Below are 19,033 nucleotides of genomic sequence, written 5' to 3'. Positions count from 1 at the left end.
GTTAAGGGTAAGACTACATAGCGAATCGGAAGTCGATCTGAAAGAATTTTTCTGTATCTCTTTACGATGAAAGGCTGAAAAGCTAAAAACTCCCGGCAAACTGGTAACGCTTGCCGGGATGCCACATCGTCACGCTGGTTGCTATCATACCCAGCGAGCGCGTCTTGCGATGCAATACCAGGCAGGCTTCCTTGCTGGAGATGTGCAGCATTTCAGCGATCTGCTTCGGTGGCTGCATGGCTTCTATGCTGTAATCAACACCCTGCAACGGGGCGACTGCTACCAGGTATTCATTGGGCGTCATGCTGCTGAAGTCTTGTTGCAGGTAGTCAGGCGTCACGCTGGAATTGACCCAGCGGTCCTCCACCTGTATTGCTATTTCATTTTCAAAGTGGACGATGACCGAGTGAAAAAGCGGGTGTCCGGGCTTGACCTGGAATTCTGCCGCCAGTTGCTCGCTGGCTGCTTCGGCTTCCAGCTTGTGCAATTCACTGCGATGGTTATGACCGCGTGAACGGATCTCTTCGGCGATGCTTTTGATCTCTACCAGGGTGGCCTGGTATTTTTGTTGCGCCACATAGGTGCCTGAACCCTGTATGCGGGTCAGGATCTGTTCACTGGTCAATTCCCGCACTGCCCGGTTGACTGTCATGCGCGATACCCCGAATTGCGTCGCCAGGGCGGTTTCTGCGGGGATGGCATCGCCTTCCTTCCATTTGCCGGACTGAATCTCTTTGAGCAGGGTATCTTTGATGATCTGAAAAGCGGGTAGCTCGGGCTTGCTGGGTTTCACAGGGGTAACAGTAAAAATAAAACAGTAGATATAAGTTGGCGCTCATTTTCTCATAGCTGGAGACAGATCGTGAATTTATCCTGTTGGTGTGCCTCACTTTTTTGCTGGCAGGGCAGAAAACTTGCCTGCAATGTCCCGTTCCTTGAAACGCTTGAGGATGAAATCCACAAACAGCCTCGTCCTGGCTGGCATCAGGCGGCCGCTGGCATAATACATGGCAAGCGGGCCGATATCGGCATGCCAGGCCGGCAGCAGTCTTTGCAACTCGCCGCTGTCCAGGTAGGGCAGGGCGTGCAGGCGGGGTACCATGGCGACCCCCATGCCGAGCAGGGCTGCACGGCACATGGCTTCGGGGTCATCCATCATGATGCGCGCCCGGAGTTCTACTGGCGCTTCTTCACCCCTGGCGTTGCGCAGCGTCCATGAGCGTAGTCTGCCGCTTTGTGGCGAGCGTCGCAGAATGCCATCATGCCGGATCAGGTCGTCGGGTCTTGCTGGCATGCCATGCTCAGCCAGATAAGCGGGGGAGGCCACCGGTATGACATGGGCGCGGCCTATTTCGCGCGCTACCACGCCGGGTACCAGTTCTATGCCGCCGCCAATGGCTACATCAAAACCTTCGCCGATCAAGTCAACATTGCGGTTATCAAAATGCAGGTCGGGAATGACTTCGGGGTATTTCTGCACAAATTCATGAACCAGGGGAAGTACATAATCGCGCCCGAACGATAGTGCCAGGCTGATCTTGAGTATGCCGGCAGGCTTGCCGGCGACGTTTTCTACATTGGCCAGGGCTGCCTGTATGCTGTCCAGACCGCTGCGGACCTGGGCCAGGAAGATTTCACCTTCTTCCGTCAACGCCAGACTGCGCGTGCTGCGCTGGAACAGGCGTATGCCCAGGCGTGATTCGAGCTTGGCGACATTCTTGCTGACTGCTGCCGGTGTCAGACCCAGGTTGCGTGCAGCTTGTGAAAAACTGCCGGCCTCTGCACTGCGGACAAAGGATTCTATGCTGGACAGGGTTTCCATGATTTTATTTTCAACTAATGGTTGAAAGTAATGTAATCGATTATGGACTACTTGTCATCATTCACTTGGTCCAGAATGACTCCATCCAATCACGGATTATTTCAGGAGAACATCATGACACAAGCAGCAAACACAAAACTCAACGGTAAAGTCGCCCTGGTCACCGGCGGTTCACGTGGCATAGGTGCAGCGATAGCAGCCCGGCTGGCCAGCGAGGGGGCAGCAGTCGCCATCACTTATTCCAGCAGCAGCGAACAGGCAGATAAAGTAGTCGCGGCCATACGTGCAAACGGCGGCAGGGCCATGGCAATACGGGCAGATGCGCAAGATGCTGATGCGGTCAGACTGGCGGTCAATACGACTGCAGCAGAATTGGGTAGCCTTGACATCCTGGTCAACAATGCAGGTGCGCTGGCAGCGGGCCATATCGCCGACTTCAGCATGGACGATTACCAGAAACTGATTGCCGTCAATGTGACAGCTGTGTTTGTCGCCATACAGGAGGCCCAGCACCACATGAAAGCGGGTGGCCGCATCATCACCATAGGCAGTGTCAACAGTGACTATGTGCCTGTACCCGGTTTGTCCGTGTATGCCTTGACCAAGGGTGCTGTCGCCTCATTTACACGTGGCCTGGCACGTGATCTGGGGCCACAGGGCATCACGGTCAACAACATACAGCCAGGCCCGGTTGATACCGAAATGAATCCGGCCAACGGTGCTTTTGCCGACACCATGCGCAGCTATATGGCGACGGGCCAATATGGCACGGGTATACAGATTGCCAGCCTGGTTGCTTACCTGGCCAGCGAAGAAGCAGCATTCATCACTGGCGCCAATCTCAAGGCCGATGGTGGCTTTGACGCCTGATGGAGTATGAGTTGCTGAACAGCCGGGCCGCCCTCAACGGTTCGGCTTTTTTTGTGTGACAATGATGGCCGAATCCGGCGGGATATCTCCTGCTGTATTACCTAAGATTTCAATGTTTTTTATCTGATTAACATTTGGAGTTTTTCATGACAGCCACGAGCTTCAGTATATTCAAAGAATTACACACCGGCAGTACACCCTTGCTGCTGCCCAATGCCTGGGACGCCGCCAGTGCCGTCCTGTTTGAACGTGACGGCGCCAGAGCGGTAGCCACGTCCAGCGCGTCACTGGCCTGGGCGCTCGGTTATGCTGACGGTGGCACTGTGCCGCGTGATGAATTGCTGGCCGCCGTGCGCCGCATCATGCGCGTCATCAGGGTGCCTTTGTCGGTCGATATTGAAGACGGTTACAGCGATGATGCCGACACAGTTGCCGCGCTGGCGGCAGACCTTCAGCAATGCGGTGTGGCCGGCATCAATCTTGAAGATGGCGGCGGTGCGCCAGAATTGCTGGTGGCGAAAATCAAGGCGATCCGTAACAGGCTGGCTGGCGCAGAATGCTTTATCAACGCCAGGACAGATGTTTATTTGCGCGAACTGGCCAGTGGGGATGCTGCCATACAGATGGCGATTACCCGTACACAGGCTTACCAGGCTGCCGGGGCCAGCGCTGCATTTTTGCCTGGGCTCAGTGATGTGGCGACTGTTTCCACTATCTCGCAGGCGCTGGATATTTCGATCAATATTATGGCCGTGCCCGGCATGCCCGACATCAAACAGCTGTTTGCTGCCGGTTGCCGTCGTTTTTCGTTAGGGCCTGCGCCTTTCCAGCTTGCTTATCACCACGGCAGGCAAGAGGTGCACCAGTTTTTGCACCAGGGCCAGACTGCCGCATTGTTTCAGCATGAATTGAGCTATCCCTACATGAATGCAGCTTTGAGCGGTGAAGCCTGATACCGTCAGAATGATTAAATATAGGTGACGAAAAGCAGATCATCCATGCAGATGGCCTGCTTTTTTTAATTGCGACCCGCCATCACGCCGCCATCCACATCCCACACCGCGCCAGTAACCCAGGCAGCTTTTTCTGACAGCAGGAAAATGATCGTTTCAGCGACGTCCTGTGGTGTGCCGACCCTGCCAATCGGGTGAAAACTGTTAAAACCCTGCAGGGCCTGATGGACTTCAGCCTTGGGGATGAAGCCTTCATAAATTGGTGTCTGTACCACTGCCGGCGAAACGGCATTAACTCGGATATGGTGGCTGGCCAGCTCCATTGCCAGATGCTGGGTCAGTGCATGCAAGCCTGCCTTGGCCATGGAATAGGCGGAAGAGGGCGTGGCTGCAATTGCCTGCTTGCCCCACATGGAGCCGATATTGACGATGGCACCAGCTCGCTCGCTGGCTATCATGTTGATGACGACTTTTTGTGTGATGAAAAAGAAGGCCTTGTTCAAGACCATGTATTGCTCATAATCGCTGATGCCATGTTCAAGAAAAGGCTTGGGGAAGAATACGCCTGCGGCATTGACCAGATGGCTGATGTCACTGTGATCTGCAGTGATGGTGCGTAATAACTCTTGCACACTGGCTTCTTGTGTCAGGTCGGCGAGCAATGCCAGGGATTGCGAGGGGTGGCCGATGCACTTGATGGCATCTTCAAGCTTGTCGGCACGATGGCCGACGATGACTACCTGGCCGCCTTGTTCTGTAAACAGCTTTGCTGTTTGCAGGCCCATGCCGCTGGTGCCGCCAATGACCAAAAGCTTTTTGCCTGTGAATGATGTGAACGATGTGGGGTTCATGATACTCCTTTTTGCTTACCTATCAGTTGGTAGGTATTTGTTTAAAAAAATAAGCGACGATAGTCGCTTATGGCTGCTTTGCCAATGTCTGATGCTTAACTCGTTTGACGTATGGCTTTTAAAAAAGTCTGGCCCACCTGTGCAGGCCCCTGGGTTTGTATGCCTGCTGTCGTGCGCCCGACCGCCCTGCGCCCGACTATCATGGCGCCTTCCATTGCGCATAGCAAAGCTTGGGCAATTTCACCGGCACTTTGTGCCTTGTCGATCTGCCCCTGCTGCTGACCTGCTGCAATGACTGCACTGAGCCAGGTAATATTGGCGGCAAAAAAGCCGTCTACTTCATTGACCACCAGTTCAGGCAGGGAATTGGCCTCTGCACCCAGCATGCCGCAGACGCAGAGTTTTTGATCCCTGATATAAGTTGCCTCGAACAACTCGGTATAGGCAGCAAGACGCTCTGGGGCATGGGCATACTGCCCTTCTATGCGCAGCAACTGTTCGCGAAAACGGTGGGTGTAGCGTTGCGCCACGACGGCGGCCAATTCTGATTTGGTGGCGAAGTGATGGTGTATGCTCGGTTTTTTGATGCCGATCAGGCTGGCGACGTCATCATAGGAAAAGCCGTTGTAGCCGCGCTCTTGTATCAAGCCTTCGGCAGCATCGACAACGCGTTCGGCAGATGCCGATATTTCAGAAAAATGTTTCATGTATTAAGTTCCAGCGAAGTATCCGGTGTCTGTGACTGTAACAGATGCCCGGTCTTGACCAAAATAAGGCAGCCCCGGGTGCTGAAAGGGTGATGTGCACTCATGTGCGGGCTGCGCATCCAGGTACCAGCCGGATATTGACCAAATTCATCTTCAAACATGCCTTCGAGTACAAAAATCTCTTCACCCCCAAAGTGACGATGTGGCTTGAAGCGTGTGCCGGGCGCCCAGCGCACCAGGGCCGTATGCTGGGCTTCAAATTCTGACAACGGCATGACTGACAGGCCAGGCACCAGGCCGGGGAGCCAGTTGCTGGTGTTGATATCAATACGCACAGTTTCGCTGTCATCCGGATCAAGATGACGCAGTTTGACAAACAGGGTGCACCCGGTGCTTGAACCGGGCGCATGGGTAGAGCCGGGCGGGTTCTTGATATACATGCCTGGTCCGTAGCCGCCATGCTCATCTTCAAAAACGCCATCCAGCACAAAAATCTCTTCACCAAGATCATGTACATGTAGCGGGAATTGTGATCCGGCCGCATAGCGGACTATCGACGTTGCCCTGGCCACTTCTTCACCATGGCGTTCCAGCATCTTGCGCTGCACGCCACTTGCAGGGGAGTCTACCCATGGTAAATCGGCAGACTGGATGATGACACGTTGACTGAGGTCTGAGTTGAGTTTCATGATTTTTATAAAATACCGACTAGTTGGTAGGTATTCTAATCGAGATGAATTACGCCGGTCAAGTCTATTCCTGTCAAATTCTTGAAGTGAGGGCGCAGATAATGATCAAATCACTGGGGGCATAAGGTGGGCATCAAATCAATGGCGATTTTTATGCACTGTTTTACGCACTGTTACTTGGGAAGACAAAATCAAATTCCTCAAGCTCAATCTCGTCAGGTGCTTCCCACATATTGCTTGCAATGTCAAAGACATGGTCTGGAACAAGCATTGAAAAGCTGGCGCCCTGTTCCAGATTGCGTCGCTTGACCCGTTCATGGCGGATATTTTTCGGCGCATCCAGTAGATGAATTGAAAAACTGATGCCTTCTTGCTGCAATTGGCGAAGTAACTCCACCCTCGGTCCACGCTGGATGAGCCCAAGTTCAAGGGCAACACTATTGTTGCTGTCAAGAATGGTGCGGGCATAATTGATGATCAATGTGATCAGCCTGGCTTTTCGTTCTGCATACCAGGGGATGAAGTTGTCTTTGGGGCGATCCGGGCTGAACAGCCGGACAAACCATTCATCCAGCGCGATATGAGTAAAACCTCCCCTGGCGGCGAATGCTTTTGCATAGGTGGATTTTCCGGCGCCGACCGGGCCTTCAATGAAATGGATGTGTTTCATGGGGTGAGTGAGTGGTTTGAAAGTCCTGTTATGCTAACAGTAAAGTCGGGCTGGGGAAGTGAGGGGCGTATTCTCTCACCTGCCGCTGCAAGTCTTTAGTCAAACGGCAGAATCCATGCCTCCCAGTCTGTTACAGGTTCGCCGCCAAATTGTCTGTAAAACCGCTTGGCGTAGCTATTGTCTGGCAACACATCCCATTTCAGTCTGCCGCAACCATGCTGTCTGGCTTCATCAACGATGTGCAGCATCAATGCCTTACCCACGCCAAGCTGGCGGACAGGAGCGCTGACATAGAGCTCTTTCAGCCGCCAGTCTGGCCGCAGGTCATAGGTGAACGCGATTTCGACAAGGACTGAATAGCCCAGCAGCTCACCTGATGTTGTGGCAGCGACATAAGCCTTGAACTGTGGATGTTCTGTATCGAGGCCACGTGTGAGCAAATCCTGTTCTGTAACACGGAATGCATCCAGATAAGCTTCAAAGGCAGCCAGTTCGCGCATCAGTTGCAACAACCCTGCCGCGTCGGCGGCAAGGGCTGGGCGTATGCAGAATGGCGTTTTTGTCGCTATTGCACTCATGCCAGCTCAGTGACTTCTGTCGTCAGACTGAAGCCTTCGTCAAGCCAGCCGGTGATGCCGCCTATCATGATTTTCACGGGGCGCCCCAGTTGCGCCAGCCTGATAGCGGCACGGGTTGCACCATTGCAGTGAGGCCCGGCGCAATAGGTGACAAACAGGGTGTCGGCAGGGTAGCTGGCCAGTTTGGACGCAATTATCTTGCCACGCAACAGATTGATGGCGCCCGGTACATGGCCTTTGGCATAGGACTCAGGGCTGCGGACATCAAGCAGGACAAAATCTGCCTGGCCGCTGGAGATGGCGTCATGGGTGTCCCAGCAGTCAGTCTCATAGCGCAGGCTGTCTGAGAAATGGGCAATGGCTTCTGCACTGCTGGCGGCGACGACGTCGGTGACGATGGACATGGTTCTTCCTTTCTGTGGGATATATGCTTGATTGCATGTATCTATTGTCGATGCACGGGCTTTTTAGTAAAAGTGGCGTAAACGTCATAGATCGGTAAGATCGCGCCAATTGCGGCATCTGGAATGGCGTCAAGATGAGGGCAAGCCTGCAAAGAGAATATTCACGAGAATTTGCAAAAAATCGCTTGCGTAAGTTGTATATACAACTTAAAATTTCTCTTAATGATTTGCTTGGGTGTATTTTTTGACCTGGCTGGAATTTCCAGGGACTTTGATTTTTTTATATGTAGCTGCGGACCGTGCCTGTTTCCGGGTTTTTGCCGCTACCCTGTATTTAACTGATGGAGAGAGACAATGAATAACGATCCACGCTGGGATGCCAGCCGCGAAATCCATGCACCACGCGGCGCAGAAAAAACCTGCAAGACCTGGGTAGCCGAAGCGGCCTACCGCATGATCCAGAACAATCTGGACCCTGCCGTTGCAGAAAACCCCAAGCACCTGGTGGTGTATGGTGGCATAGGCCGTGCTGCCCGCAACTGGGAATGCTATGACCAGATACTCGCCTCGCTGAAACAGCTGGGCGAAGATGAAACCTTGCTGATACAGTCCGGCAAGCCCGTTGGCGTGTTCAAGACCCACGAAGATGCACCGCGCGTGCTGATCGCCAATTCCAACCTGGTGCCGAAGTGGGCGAACTGGGAACACTTCAATGAGCTCGACCGCAAGGGCCTGTTCATGTACGGTCAGATGACAGCGGGTAGCTGGATATACATAGGCACACAGGGTATTGTCCAGGGCACTTATGAAACTTTTGCCGAGGCAGGCCGCCAGCATTTCAATGGCGACTGGGGCGGGCGCTGGATCCTGACCGCCGGTCTTGGCGGCATGGGCGGCGCGCAGCCTCTGGCCGCCAGCTTCGCCGGCGCGGTATCCCTTAACATCGAATGCCAGCAGTCGAGCATAGACTTCCGCCTGCGCACCCGTTATGTCGACAAGCAGGCTAAAGACCTTGACGACGCCTTGGCGCTGATCAAACATCATTGCGACCGTAAAGAGGCTGTGTCCATCGCACTGCTCGGCAATGCGGCAGAAATATTGCCGGAATTGGTCAAACGCGCCAAAGCCGGTGGCATGAAACCAGACCTGGTGACTGACCAGACTTCTGCCCATGACCTCATCAATGGTTACCTGCCCATAGGCTGGACAGTGGAGCAATGGAAAGCCGCCCAGCAAGACGCCGCTCAGCATGCCAGGCTGACTGCTGACGCATCACAAGCCTGCGCAGTCCATGTGCAAGCCATGCTCGACTTCCACGCCATGGGCATACCGACTGTCGATTATGGCAATAACATCCGTCAGGTGGCGTTTGATACCGGCGTCAAGAATGCCTTTGACTTCCCGGGTTTTGTACCTGCTTATATACGTCCCCTGTTCTGCGACGGCAAAGGCCCGTTCCGCTGGGTAGCCCTGTCTGGTGACCCGGAAGATATCCGCAAGACCGACGCCAAAATCAAGGAATTGTTCCCGCACAATAAAGGCGTGCACAAATGGCTGGACATGGCAGGTGAGCGTATTGCCTTCCAGGGTTTGCCGGCACGTATCTGCTGGCTGGGCCTGGGCGAGCGTCATATCGCTGGTCTGGCCTTCAATGAAATGGTCAAAAATGGCGAATTGAAAGCACCGATCGTCATTGGCCGTGACCATCTGGACACAGGTTCAGTCGCCAGCCCCAATCGAGAAACCGAAGGCATGCGCGATGGCACCGATGCCGTATCCGATTGGCCATTGCTGAACGCCTTGTTGAATACTGCCGGTGGTGCAAGCTGGGTATCGCTGCATCATGGTGGTGGCGTGGGCATGGGATATTCCCAGCATTCCGGTATGGTCATCGTCGCCGACGGCAGCGATGCAGCGGCCAAACGACTGGCCCGTGTGCTGGTCAACGATTGCGGCTCCGGCGTCATGCGTCATGCTGACGCCGGATATCAGCAGGCGATTGATTGTGCCAAGCGTGAGGGTTTGAATTTGCCAATGATGGGTAAGGCTTGAATCACGGGTTAATTGCAGGACCTTTCACCACAGTGTGTAGATTGAGCTAAGTGTAGGTTGGGCTAAGCTTTACCAGCCCAACACTCGGCGGTCGATAAGGGATACGGTTGTTGGGCTGATGGAACCTAGCCCAACCTACGAATAATTTGTGCACATGTCCGGTAAGTGAAGAATCGAAAATAGTAATGCAATCGGCGATAGCGGGATACATCGCTAGCTGAGGGGGCAGTATATTTCCAGCCAAAAAAACAGCGACACCAAGACCAGGAATGATCTGTACCATGTCTGCGTGCTGTCTGGTTTTAAAAACACAGGAGACACACTATTTTGAACACGCAAGCCAGTCCGCTTTCAGGTAATGCAAATATAGAGAGGCGCACCATAGATATGGTGCCGGAAGCAGAACGCTATGGCTCTTCAAACAGCCAGTTCACGCTATGGATGGGCGCCAATCTGCAAATCACGGCCATCGTTGACGGTGCGCTGTCCATTGTGTTTGGTTCTGAAGCCCTGAGCGCCATCATCGGCCTGTTGCTCGGCAACATACTCGGCGGTGCAGTCATGGCCCTGCATTCTGCGCAGGGGCCGCGTCTGGGTTTGCCACAAATGATATCGAGCCGTGTGCAGTTTGGCGTCAAGGGTGCAGCCCTGCCTTTGCTGCTGGTGATTGTCATGTATCTGGGCTTTGCAGCGACTGGCACGGTTTTGTCCGGTCAGGCCATCAACAAGATGTTTGGTTTTGAGACCGCACAGACTGGCATGATCATCTTCGGCGCACTGACTGCCATACTGGCGATTGCCGGTTACAGGTTCATCCATATCCTGGGGCGAGTGGCGACAGTGGTTGGCATACTTGGTTTTGCTTACCTGGCATTGCAACTGTTCGGGCACTACGATGTCGCCGCTGCCTTTGGCAAAAAACCTTTCAGCATAGGCACTTTCTTGCTGACAGTCGCCTTGTCAGCGGGTTGGCAGCTGACCTTTGCCCCCTATGTGGCGGATTACTCACGTTATCTGCCTTCGCATACCACGATCAAATCCACTTTCTGGTCCACCTTTCTTGGCACGGCCATAGGCGCCCAGGTGGCGATGACATTTGGTGTACTGGTGGCCGCATCTGGTGGTGCTTTCTTGAAAAACCAGGTTGGTTTTCTTGGCGAACTGGCGGGGCCTGCGATGGCGGTGGTGATTTACCTGGTCATTGTTACCGGCAAGCTGACAGTCAATTGCCTCAACGCGTACGGCGGCTTCATGTCCATCCTGACGACTGTCAGCGGTTTCAATAACAGGTCGCAGATTTCGCCGCGTGCACGGGGTTTGTACATCATTGCCTTTGTGATTTGCTCCGTATTGATTGCAATTGCCGCCAGTGCTGATTTTCTCAATAACTTCAAGAACTTTGTCCTGCTCCTGCTGGCCGTATTCGTGCCTTGGAGTGCGATCAACCTGGTTGATTACTACCTGGTGTCGAAAGAAAAAGTCGATATCCCGGCCCTGTACGATGCCAGTGGCCGCTATGGCGCCTATAACATGGTGGCGCTGGGCTGTTATGCCCTGGGTATCATCGTGCAAATTCCTTTTTTGAATCAAAAGCTGTACACCGGCGCGCTGGCTACCATGATGGGCGGCGCCGACATATCCTGGATAGTCAGTCTGCTGGTCACCTCGCTCGTCTATTTGCCTTTGGCAAAACGCACGATGCGGGTACCCGCCGCCATGATTTATCCCAAAAATTAATTTACCTCCATTGTCTGAAAGAGCAGGTCTTACCCATGAATACGTCCACCTTTACCATAGAACCTGGTCAAATGCGCCTGGCAGACTTGCGCGCTGTCTGGGCCGCAGCCCGGCCTTTGAAGCTGGTTGATACTGCTTATGCGGCCATCAATGCCTCGTCTGCAACGATAGACAAGATAGTTGCCAAGGGGGACGCTGCATACGGCATCAACACTGGTTTTGGCAAACTGGCCAAAACCCGCATCCCGGATGAACAGCTTGAGCTGTTGCAGCGCAACCTGATTTTGTCGCACTCCGTCGGTTCCGGTGAGTTGATTTCTGATGAAGTCGTGCGCCTGATACTGTTGATGAAGATTGCCAGTCTGGCCCGTGGTGTTTCCGGCATACGTGCTTCGGTCATTGATGCCATGATTGCCATGTATAACGCCGGCATCATGCCGACTATCCCGGTCAAGGGGTCGGTTGGCGCATCTGGTGATCTGGCCCCATTGTCCCACATGACGCTGGCGCTATTGGGTGAAGGCGATGTGCGCGTCAACGGCAAACTGGTCAATGCCAAAGAAGCACTGGCAGCGGCAGGCATTGCACCTGTCGTTCTGGCCGCCAAAGAGGGTTTGGCACTGATCAATGGTACACAGGTATCGACCGCACTTGCACTGAACGGCCTGTTCCTGGCAGAACGCCTGCTAGAAGCGGCGACGATCACCGGCGCCTTGTCTGTTGATGCAGCCAAGGGCAGCGATGCGCCATTTGATCCACGTATCCACACCAGTCGTGGTCAACCCGGGCAAATTGCTACCGCACAAATTTATCGCAATCTGTTGTCTGGCAGTGAAATCCGCCAGTCCCACCTGGTCAATGATGAGCGTGTGCAAGATCCATACTGCCTGCGCTGCCAGCCGCAAGTCATGGGCGCCTGTCTGGACATCATTAACAATGCCGCACGCACACTGTTGATAGAAGCCAATGCAGTGACTGATAACCCGCTGGTATTCGTTGAAACTGGCGAAGTGATTTCTGGCGGCAACTTCCATGCCGAGCCTGTGGCTTTTGCGGCAGACACCCTGGCGCTGGCGATTGCCGAGATAGGCTCCATCTCTGAGCGCCGCATCGCCTTGCTGATTGACGCGTCGATTTCTGGTTTGCCACCATTCCTGGTGCCTTCGTCTGGCCTCAATTCCGGCTTCATGATTGCCCATGTGACGGCAGCAGCATTGGCTTCGGAGAATAAGTCACATGCCCATCCATCCAGTGTCGATACCATACCGACTTCAGCCAACCAGGAAGACCATGTCAGCATGGCTACCTATGGCGCACGTCGCCTCCATGAAATGGCGCACAATACGGCCACCATTGTTGGCATAGAATTGCTCGCGGCCGCCCAGGGGGTGGACTTCCATGCGCCGCTGCAAACCTCTGCCATGCTCAAGCAGGTTCAACAGCTTTTGCGTGACAAAGTGACTTTCTATGACAAGGACCGGTATTTTGCGCCGGATATCGAAGCTGCAAAAAAACTGGTGATTGATGGTCAATTGAGCGCACAATGCCAGCAATTGTATCAAGGCCTGTATCTGGCTTAAGTACTTGCTAAAGTGCCTGACTCAACTATCTGGGCCGGGTCTGACCCAATATTGGCCAGATAGTTTGACGCTTGTTGGTTTAAGATAATGGCTTGCCCGTTTTGGGTAAGCCATTATCTGTTTGTTTGCCTGAAGAATTGAATAAATTATGCCCAAGTTGACAGCCAGGTCAGCAAGTAAGCTGACGCATAAGTGGTCAAAACAAGACTATCAAACCATGCCGTGGAAAAATGGCGGTGGCAGCACGACTGAGCTGGCGGTGTTCCCGGCAGGCGCCGGTCTTGAACATTTCGTCTGGCGCCTGAGTACTGCGACAGTCAGCAGCAATGGCCCGTTCTCGCATTTTGCCCAGATAGACCGGACGCTGGCCATCCTGTCAGGTGACGGCCTGATCCTGCATGGCGATAGTGAACAGGCCCATGGTAGCAGCGTGTTCCTGAAAAAAGACAGCTTGCCCCACCAGTTCCGGGGCGAAACACCGATCAATGCTGAACTGCTGCATGGCACCGTACTGGACCTGAACATGATGACGCGACGCGATGTCTGCACCCATCACATGCAAAGGCTGGGCGCAGGCAATCACCTGATCGAAGCCGATGATGCCCAGCAGCTGTTATTGTTTTGCGCTGAAGGCGAGGCAGAGCTGTCCACGGGCGAAACCTTGAAAGACCATGATTGCTATCTGTTTGAAGAAGAGCATGAGCATGGTGGCATACGTCTGAAACTGCGCGCCGCAGAAGAGGCCGTACTTTACCTGGTACGCATACAATTTTTGAGCATGGGTGACAGTTGATGCAGACCACAGAACACAATTGGGACAGTCTGTGGATCAATATCCACCTTGCCTGCATGGATGCCGGTTATGGCGAGATCAGGGATGCGGCGATTGCCGTCAAGGACGGCAAAATTGCCTGGCTGGGCAAGCAGACTGACTTGCCTGCACAGCATGCGGCGACCAAGACCCACGATGGCAAAGGTTGCTGGCTGACACCTGGCCTGATCGATTGCCATACCCACCTGGTGTATGCAGGCAACCGCAGCAATGAATTTGAGGCTCGCCTCAATGGTGTGGCCTATGAAGAAATCGCCCGACAGGGCGGTGGCATTGTCTCCACCGTACGCGCCACCCGTGCTGCCACGGAAGATGAATTGCTGGCGCAAAGCCTGCCGCGCCTGCATGCCATGCTGGCAGAAGGCGTCACCACGCTGGAAATCAAATCCGGCTATGGGCTAGACCTGGAAACCGAGGCGCGCATCCTGCGTGTGGCGAGACGGATAGGGCGCGAATTCCCTCTACGGGTCAAAACCACTTTTTTGGGGGCGCACGCCTTGCCGCCAGAATATGCGGGCCGGACAGATGATTACATAGACCTGGTATGCGGGCAAATGCTGCCTGCTCTGGCAACTGAAGGCCTCGTTGACGCAGTCGATGTGTTTTGCGAGAAGATAGGCTTTAGCCCGGCCCAGACCGAGCGCGTATTCCAGGCTGCGCAACAACATGGTTTACCGGTCAAACTGCATGCCGAGCAATTGTCTGATCAGGGAGGTGCCGCCCTGACGGCAAAATACCAGGGTCTGTCTGCTGATCACCTGGAATATCTGTCAGAAGAAGGTATCGCCGCCATGGCGGCCAGCGGTACGGTGGCCGTGCTCTTGCCGGGGGCTTTCTACTTTCTTCGTGAAACCAAGTACCCACCGCTGCAAGCCTTGCGTGACGCCGGTGTACCTGTCGCCATCTCTACCGACTGCAATCCCGGCACCTCGCCGATGACGTCTTTGCTGCTGGTCATGAACATGGCATGCACACTGTTCCGCATGACACCGCTTGAAGCCTTGCAGGGCGTGACCTGTTATGCGGCGCGAGCGTTGGGGTTGCAGGCAGAAACCGGCAGCCTGACAGTTGGCAAGGCTGCTGACTTTGCCCTGTGGGCGATTGCCAGGCCGGCTGACCTCGCCTATCACATAGGCGGCAATCCCTTGCAGGCCAAGGTGTTTGCGGGGACAGTGCTGGCCTAGACATAATGTGTTTCAGTTGTGTTTCACATGCTTGTCCATCCTTAAGTTTTTTGTATTTGTTGACATAGGGTTCACATTCTTTAACCCCGCATTGGCGGGGTTTGCTTTTTATGGCCGAGGTCGGGGGCTATAATGCGGTGAAGTAAATAAGTAAGTTAATTAACAAGACAAAATACCTGCACAAAGAGACAGCGTAAAATCGACAATAATAATCACAAGAGGAAGATGCTTTTTCTCTGTGCATCTCTGTACCCCCTCTGTGTCTCTGTGTTGAGATGTTCGGTCTTGTAATAAAGCCACCGTATCAACCAAAAAAAGCAATAAGGCCGCATCATGACAAAAGTAAAGCAAACACTGACCATCGCCTATCATCGCTGGCATCTGGGGCGCTGGGCTGCAGGCTTGTCTGGTTTGCTGGTGTTGCTCATTGTCCTGAGCTGGGCCTTCTTGCCCGGTCTGGTCAAGCGCATCGCCGCTGAGCAGGTACAGCAGCAGATAGGGCGCAAGCTCGATATGGATGATATCCGCTTTTCACCGTTCAGGCTGGCACTGACCATCGACGGCCTCCGCCTGTATGAGGCGGATCAGCATACTGCCGCTGTCAAGGTCAGGGAACTGGTGCTGAACCTGTCGCTGGCATCCCTGTTCCGCCAGGCGCTGATCATTGATGAAGTCAGAATCAAAGAACCTTATGTGCATATTGTCCGCACTTCGGGTGACGGTTACGGTCGCTATAATTTTACCGACATCCTCGATAAAATCGCCGCCATGCCCAAGAGTGATACGCCCGCACGATTCTCGCTGGCGAACCTGCAACTTGAAGGCGGTAAGATCGATATTGATGACAAGGTCGTCAATGAGCAGTTCAAGATAGAAGCCTTGCAGATAGGCGTGCCGTTTGCATCCAACTTTCCCAACCAGGTTGACAGTTTTGTCGAACCGATGTTGTCCGCAAAAGTCAATGGTTCGCCATTTTCGCTGAAGGGCAGGGCCAAGCCGTTTACCAGCTCCCTTGATACTGCGCTGGCAATTGATCTCGACAAGCTTGATCTGACACAATACCTGCCTTATGTGCCAGTGAGCCTGCCGGTAAAAGTCCAGAGCGCCAAACTGTCGACCAAACTTGACCTGATCTTCAGTCGCAAGAATGCCCATCCAGAGCTCTTGCTGGCTGGTGATGTGCACCTTGATGATGTGACTGTCAATGACAAGGCTGATGCTGCCTTGCTCAAACTGGGCAGCTTGCATACACAGATCAAGCAACTCAATATCATGACCGCTGCTGCCAGCCTGACCAGGCTGGAATTGACGGCACCAGAATTGTGGATGGATATAGACCAGCAAGGTCAGCTCAACTGGGTAAAAGCTTTGGCTGCTGAAGAAAGCAAAAAAACTGCTGCCAAACCTGAAACCAAGGCAGCGGCATCTGCGCCCAAGGCTGCTTCCGCTGCTGCTTCTGCAGAAAAACCCGCAGCGCCGTTACTGCAGCTGGCAGAGCTGCAAATCGACAAGGGGCGGTTCCATTTGCGTGACGCCCGGCATGCCTCGCCTGCGCAGACGGTGAATTTGCAGGATATCAGCCTCAAGGCCCAGCATTTGTCTTCAGCGGCTGATGCCAAGCCTGCGGCTTTTCAAATGGCACTCAGCGGCGAGCATGATGAAGCTCTTAAATTTGATGGTGAAGTCCAAGCTGTCCAGGCTGCCCTGAAAGGTCAACTGGCCCTGAATGCCTGGTCACTTGCCAGCTACCAGGCATTTTTTTCCCCTTTCCTGACAGCCAGTGTCAGCGGCCAGGTTGACATGGGCGCCCGCGTGCAACTGGAAAAAGGGATTGTTCAGCTTGATGACCTGAACTTCAAGTTGAGTCAGTTTACCATCAAGGGCAAATCTCCCGATGACGGCAGTATCAGCCTGAAGACCCTGGCGCTTGACAAGCTCGCGCTCAATACCGAAAGCAAGCAAATCAACATAGGCAGTGTGGTGTTTGACGGTTTGACCAGCGACATACGACGTGATGAGCAGGCGGTGCTGAATCTGAAAAAGTGGTTGCGCAATAGCGATGCCCCCAAAAAAGCTGAAGTTGCCGGCAACCTCGACAAGGCAAGTACCGGCACACCTGCGCCAGCCTGGAAAGTCAATCTGGCCAGCCTTGATTTCAAGGGAGCGGCAGCCAGCTTCAGTGACAAGTCCATGCAGCCGGAGGTCAATCTTAAGCTGGATACCTTCAATCTGCACGCAGAAAAACTCAGCAGCGACCTGTCACAGGCAATCAAGCTGACTCTGCAAACCAATATAGGGCGCAAGGCCAAACTGAATCTGGATGCGACAGCCAGTGCACAACTGAAAAATATCAGCTTGAACCTGGATGGTCAGGCATTGCCAGTCTCAGCATTCTTCCCTTATGTATCACCGTATGTGAATGCGCAACTGACACGCGGCCGCGCCGATGTCAAGGGCAAGCTTAGCCTCAACAACATTCTGGATGCAGGCAGGCAGATCAACTATGAAGGCATGCTGGCGCTGACAGATTTTCACCTGCTGGAAAACGGCGCCGAAGAAGATTTTCTCGAATGGAAGAGCATTGCCATGGATGGCGTCAGCGCCCAGATCGGCGGTGACAAGCAACTGGTGACCCTGAAAAAACTGGCCCTCAATGATTTTTATGCGCGCGCCATCTTGTCATCCAAGGGCAAGCTGAATATACAAACCATACTCAGCACCAAGAAAGCCAGCGATGATGACGCTGCACCGGTCCAGGCTCAAAATGATAATAATGCTGATGCCACCAAAGCCGTGACCAGCAAGACAGCGACGACCAATATTGTGACCGTACCCTTGCCAGCCAAGCCAGAAAAGCTCAATCCCGTCGTGATACGCATTGCCCAAACCACACTGCGCGGCGGCAATATCAACTTCACTGATAATTTTGTTAAACCCAACTATACGGCCAACCTGACTGGCGTGACCGGCACCATTGGTGCAATTGCTTCGGACAACCCGCAGCCGGCGACCATAGAATTGACAGGCAAGGTTGATGACGATGCGCCGCTGGTTATTTCCGGCAGTCTGAATCCCCTGGCCAATCCTGTTTTCATGGATGTCAAGGCCAGTGCAAATGGCCTGGAGCTGACCCGGCTGACACCTTATGCTGCCAAGTATGCAGGCTATGTCATAGAAAAAGGCAAACTGTCCATGCAGGTTTCTTATCGTATAGAAAACCAGCAATTGCAGGCTGAAAACGATGTGCGCCTTGATCAACTGACTTTCGGAGAGAGAGTGGAAAGCCCGTCGGCCACCAAGTTGCCAGTCATGCTGGCGGTGGCCTTGCTGCGTGATAACCAGGGGCGTATCGCCATCAATTTACCGATTACCGGGTCTTTGTCCGATCCGCAGTTTTCAGTTGGCGGCATCATCTTCAAGGTATTTGTCAATATCATCACCAAGGCAGTGACTTCGCCGTTTGCCTTGCTTGGCTCCATGTTTGGCGGTGGAGGTGAAGAACTCGCCTACACAGAGTTCCTGCCAGGCCAGACCAGTTTGACCCCGGAAGCTACGGCCAAACTCGACAGCCTGGCCAAGGCCCTGAAAAACCGCTCGGGCCTGAAGCTGGACATTACGGGCCGGGTTGATACCGCAACGGACACCGATGGCATACGCCAGTTGATCCTGCTGCAAAAAATGCGTGAACTGAAATGGAAAGATGTCCACCAAAAGGATCGCACCATTAAAAAAGACGACATCACCATCTCGGAGGCAGAAAAAGCAAAGTATGTGGAAGAAGTTTATCAGGCAGAGAAATTCACCAAGCCGCGTAATGCCATAGGCATGGCCAAAACCCTGCCTACCGCAGAGGCCGAGAAAATGATATTGGCCAATACAGTAGTTACCCCGGACGCCCTGCGCAGCCTGGCGCAAAAGCGTGCTGATACCGTACGTGATTATCTGGAAGACATCGCCGGCATAGAGAGGGAGAGGCTGTTCCTGATTGCCCCGAGGTTGAATGCCGATGGTATCAAGGACAAAGGTGTCCCCAACCGGGTTGATTTTTCTCTCAAGTAATCGAGACAGGTGTTTCGCCGTAAAAGAATTCGGCCAGGTCAGCAA

The 19,033-nt window shown here is 53.7% G+C and carries 16 protein-coding genes; 8 read left to right on the top strand and 8 right to left on the bottom strand.

Features of this window, described 5'->3' with window-relative positions:
• Positions 1-82 precede the first annotated feature (82 nt).
• The gene (hutC, locus tag LZ463_RS24135) at positions 83-793 is read right to left on the bottom strand and encodes a histidine utilization transcriptional repressor HutC (protein WP_241458854.1); all 711 of its coding nucleotides are present in this window, start codon (positions 791-793) and stop codon (positions 83-85) included.
• Positions 794-886: 93 nt separating this feature from the next.
• The gene (locus LZ463_RS24130) at positions 887-1,822 is read right to left on the bottom strand and encodes a LysR family transcriptional regulator (protein ID WP_241458853.1); all 936 of its coding nucleotides are present in this window, start codon (positions 1,820-1,822) and stop codon (positions 887-889) included.
• Between the two features lie 114 nt (positions 1,823-1,936).
• Here LZ463_RS24130 and LZ463_RS24125 point away from each other — a divergent pair, with 114 nt between their 5' ends.
• Positions 1,937-2,692: a 3-oxoacyl-ACP reductase family protein gene (locus LZ463_RS24125; protein ID WP_241458852.1), complete on the top strand. Its 756-nt coding sequence runs from the start codon at positions 1,937-1,939 to the stop codon at positions 2,690-2,692.
• A gap of 146 nt (positions 2,693-2,838) precedes the next feature.
• On the top strand, positions 2,839-3,645 hold the full coding sequence (locus LZ463_RS24120; RefSeq protein WP_241458851.1) for an isocitrate lyase/PEP mutase family protein: 807 nt from the start codon (positions 2,839-2,841) through the stop codon (positions 3,643-3,645).
• A 65-nt stretch (positions 3,646-3,710) separates the two neighbouring features.
• Here the strand turns inward: LZ463_RS24120 and LZ463_RS24115 are convergent, their stop codons facing one another.
• The 6 genes from LZ463_RS24115 to LZ463_RS24090 all read right to left on the bottom strand — a co-directional run bounded on the left by LZ463_RS24115 (position 3,711) and on the right by LZ463_RS24090 (position 7,544).
• Positions 3,711-4,496 (bottom strand): SDR family NAD(P)-dependent oxidoreductase, encoded by a 786-nt coding sequence (locus LZ463_RS24115; protein WP_241458850.1) that lies wholly within the window; start codon positions 4,494-4,496, stop codon positions 3,711-3,713.
• Positions 4,497-4,591: 95 nt separating this feature from the next.
• Positions 4,592-5,203: a TetR/AcrR family transcriptional regulator gene (locus LZ463_RS24110; protein ID WP_241458849.1), complete on the bottom strand. Its 612-nt coding sequence runs from the start codon at positions 5,201-5,203 to the stop codon at positions 4,592-4,594.
• Positions 5,200-5,892, bottom strand: coding sequence for a cupin domain-containing protein (locus LZ463_RS24105; protein ID WP_241458848.1), 693 nt, complete (start codon positions 5,890-5,892; stop codon positions 5,200-5,202). Before LZ463_RS24105 ends, LZ463_RS24110 begins: the two co-directional genes overlap by 4 nt.
• A gap of 163 nt (positions 5,893-6,055) precedes the next feature.
• Entirely contained in the window at positions 6,056-6,562 is a 507-nt protein-coding gene (locus tag LZ463_RS24100) for a P-loop nucleotide/nucleoside kinase family protein (RefSeq protein ID WP_241458847.1), read from the bottom strand.
• A gap of 95 nt (positions 6,563-6,657) precedes the next feature.
• Positions 6,658-7,140 (bottom strand): GNAT family N-acetyltransferase, encoded by a 483-nt coding sequence (locus LZ463_RS24095; protein WP_241458846.1) that lies wholly within the window; start codon positions 7,138-7,140, stop codon positions 6,658-6,660.
• Positions 7,137-7,544, bottom strand: coding sequence for a rhodanese-like domain-containing protein (locus LZ463_RS24090; protein ID WP_241458845.1), 408 nt, complete (start codon positions 7,542-7,544; stop codon positions 7,137-7,139). Before LZ463_RS24090 ends, LZ463_RS24095 begins: the two co-directional genes overlap by 4 nt.
• Before the next feature lie 354 nt (positions 7,545-7,898).
• On the opposite strand from LZ463_RS24090, the gene hutU reads away from it, so the two are divergent.
• The 6 genes from hutU to LZ463_RS24060 all read left to right on the top strand — a co-directional run bounded on the left by hutU (position 7,899) and on the right by LZ463_RS24060 (position 18,988).
• Positions 7,899-9,596: a urocanate hydratase gene (hutU, locus tag LZ463_RS24085; RefSeq protein ID WP_241458844.1), complete on the top strand. Its 1,698-nt coding sequence runs from the start codon at positions 7,899-7,901 to the stop codon at positions 9,594-9,596.
• Between the two features lie 387 nt (positions 9,597-9,983).
• The gene (locus tag LZ463_RS24080; protein ID WP_241458862.1) at positions 9,984-11,333 is read left to right on the top strand and encodes a purine-cytosine permease family protein; all 1,350 of its coding nucleotides are present in this window, start codon (positions 9,984-9,986) and stop codon (positions 11,331-11,333) included.
• A gap of 35 nt (positions 11,334-11,368) precedes the next feature.
• Positions 11,369-12,913, top strand: a complete 1,545-nt coding sequence (gene hutH / locus LZ463_RS24075; RefSeq protein WP_241458843.1) for a histidine ammonia-lyase — start codon at positions 11,369-11,371, stop codon at positions 12,911-12,913.
• Positions 12,914-13,061: 148 nt separating this feature from the next.
• Positions 13,062-13,706 carry a HutD/Ves family protein gene (locus LZ463_RS24070; protein WP_241458842.1) on the top strand — a complete coding sequence of 215 codons (645 nt, stop codon included), beginning with the start codon at positions 13,062-13,064 and terminating at the stop codon, positions 13,704-13,706.
• The gene (gene hutI, locus LZ463_RS24065) at positions 13,706-14,929 is read left to right on the top strand and encodes an imidazolonepropionase (protein WP_241458841.1); all 1,224 of its coding nucleotides are present in this window, start codon (positions 13,706-13,708) and stop codon (positions 14,927-14,929) included. The genes LZ463_RS24070 and hutI overlap by 1 nt, the downstream gene beginning before the upstream one ends.
• 333 nt (positions 14,930-15,262) lie before the next feature.
• Positions 15,263-18,988, top strand: coding sequence for a DUF748 domain-containing protein (locus LZ463_RS24060; RefSeq protein WP_241458840.1), 3,726 nt, complete (start codon positions 15,263-15,265; stop codon positions 18,986-18,988).
• Positions 18,989-19,033 lie beyond the last annotated feature (45 nt).

The sequence above is a fragment of the Undibacterium paludis genome (assembly GCF_022568815.1).
Taxonomy (GTDB): domain Bacteria; phylum Pseudomonadota; class Gammaproteobacteria; order Burkholderiales; family Burkholderiaceae_D; genus Undibacterium.
The sequence above is the reverse complement of the archived record's forward strand: the minus strand, read 5'-3'. Positions and strand labels throughout refer to the sequence as shown.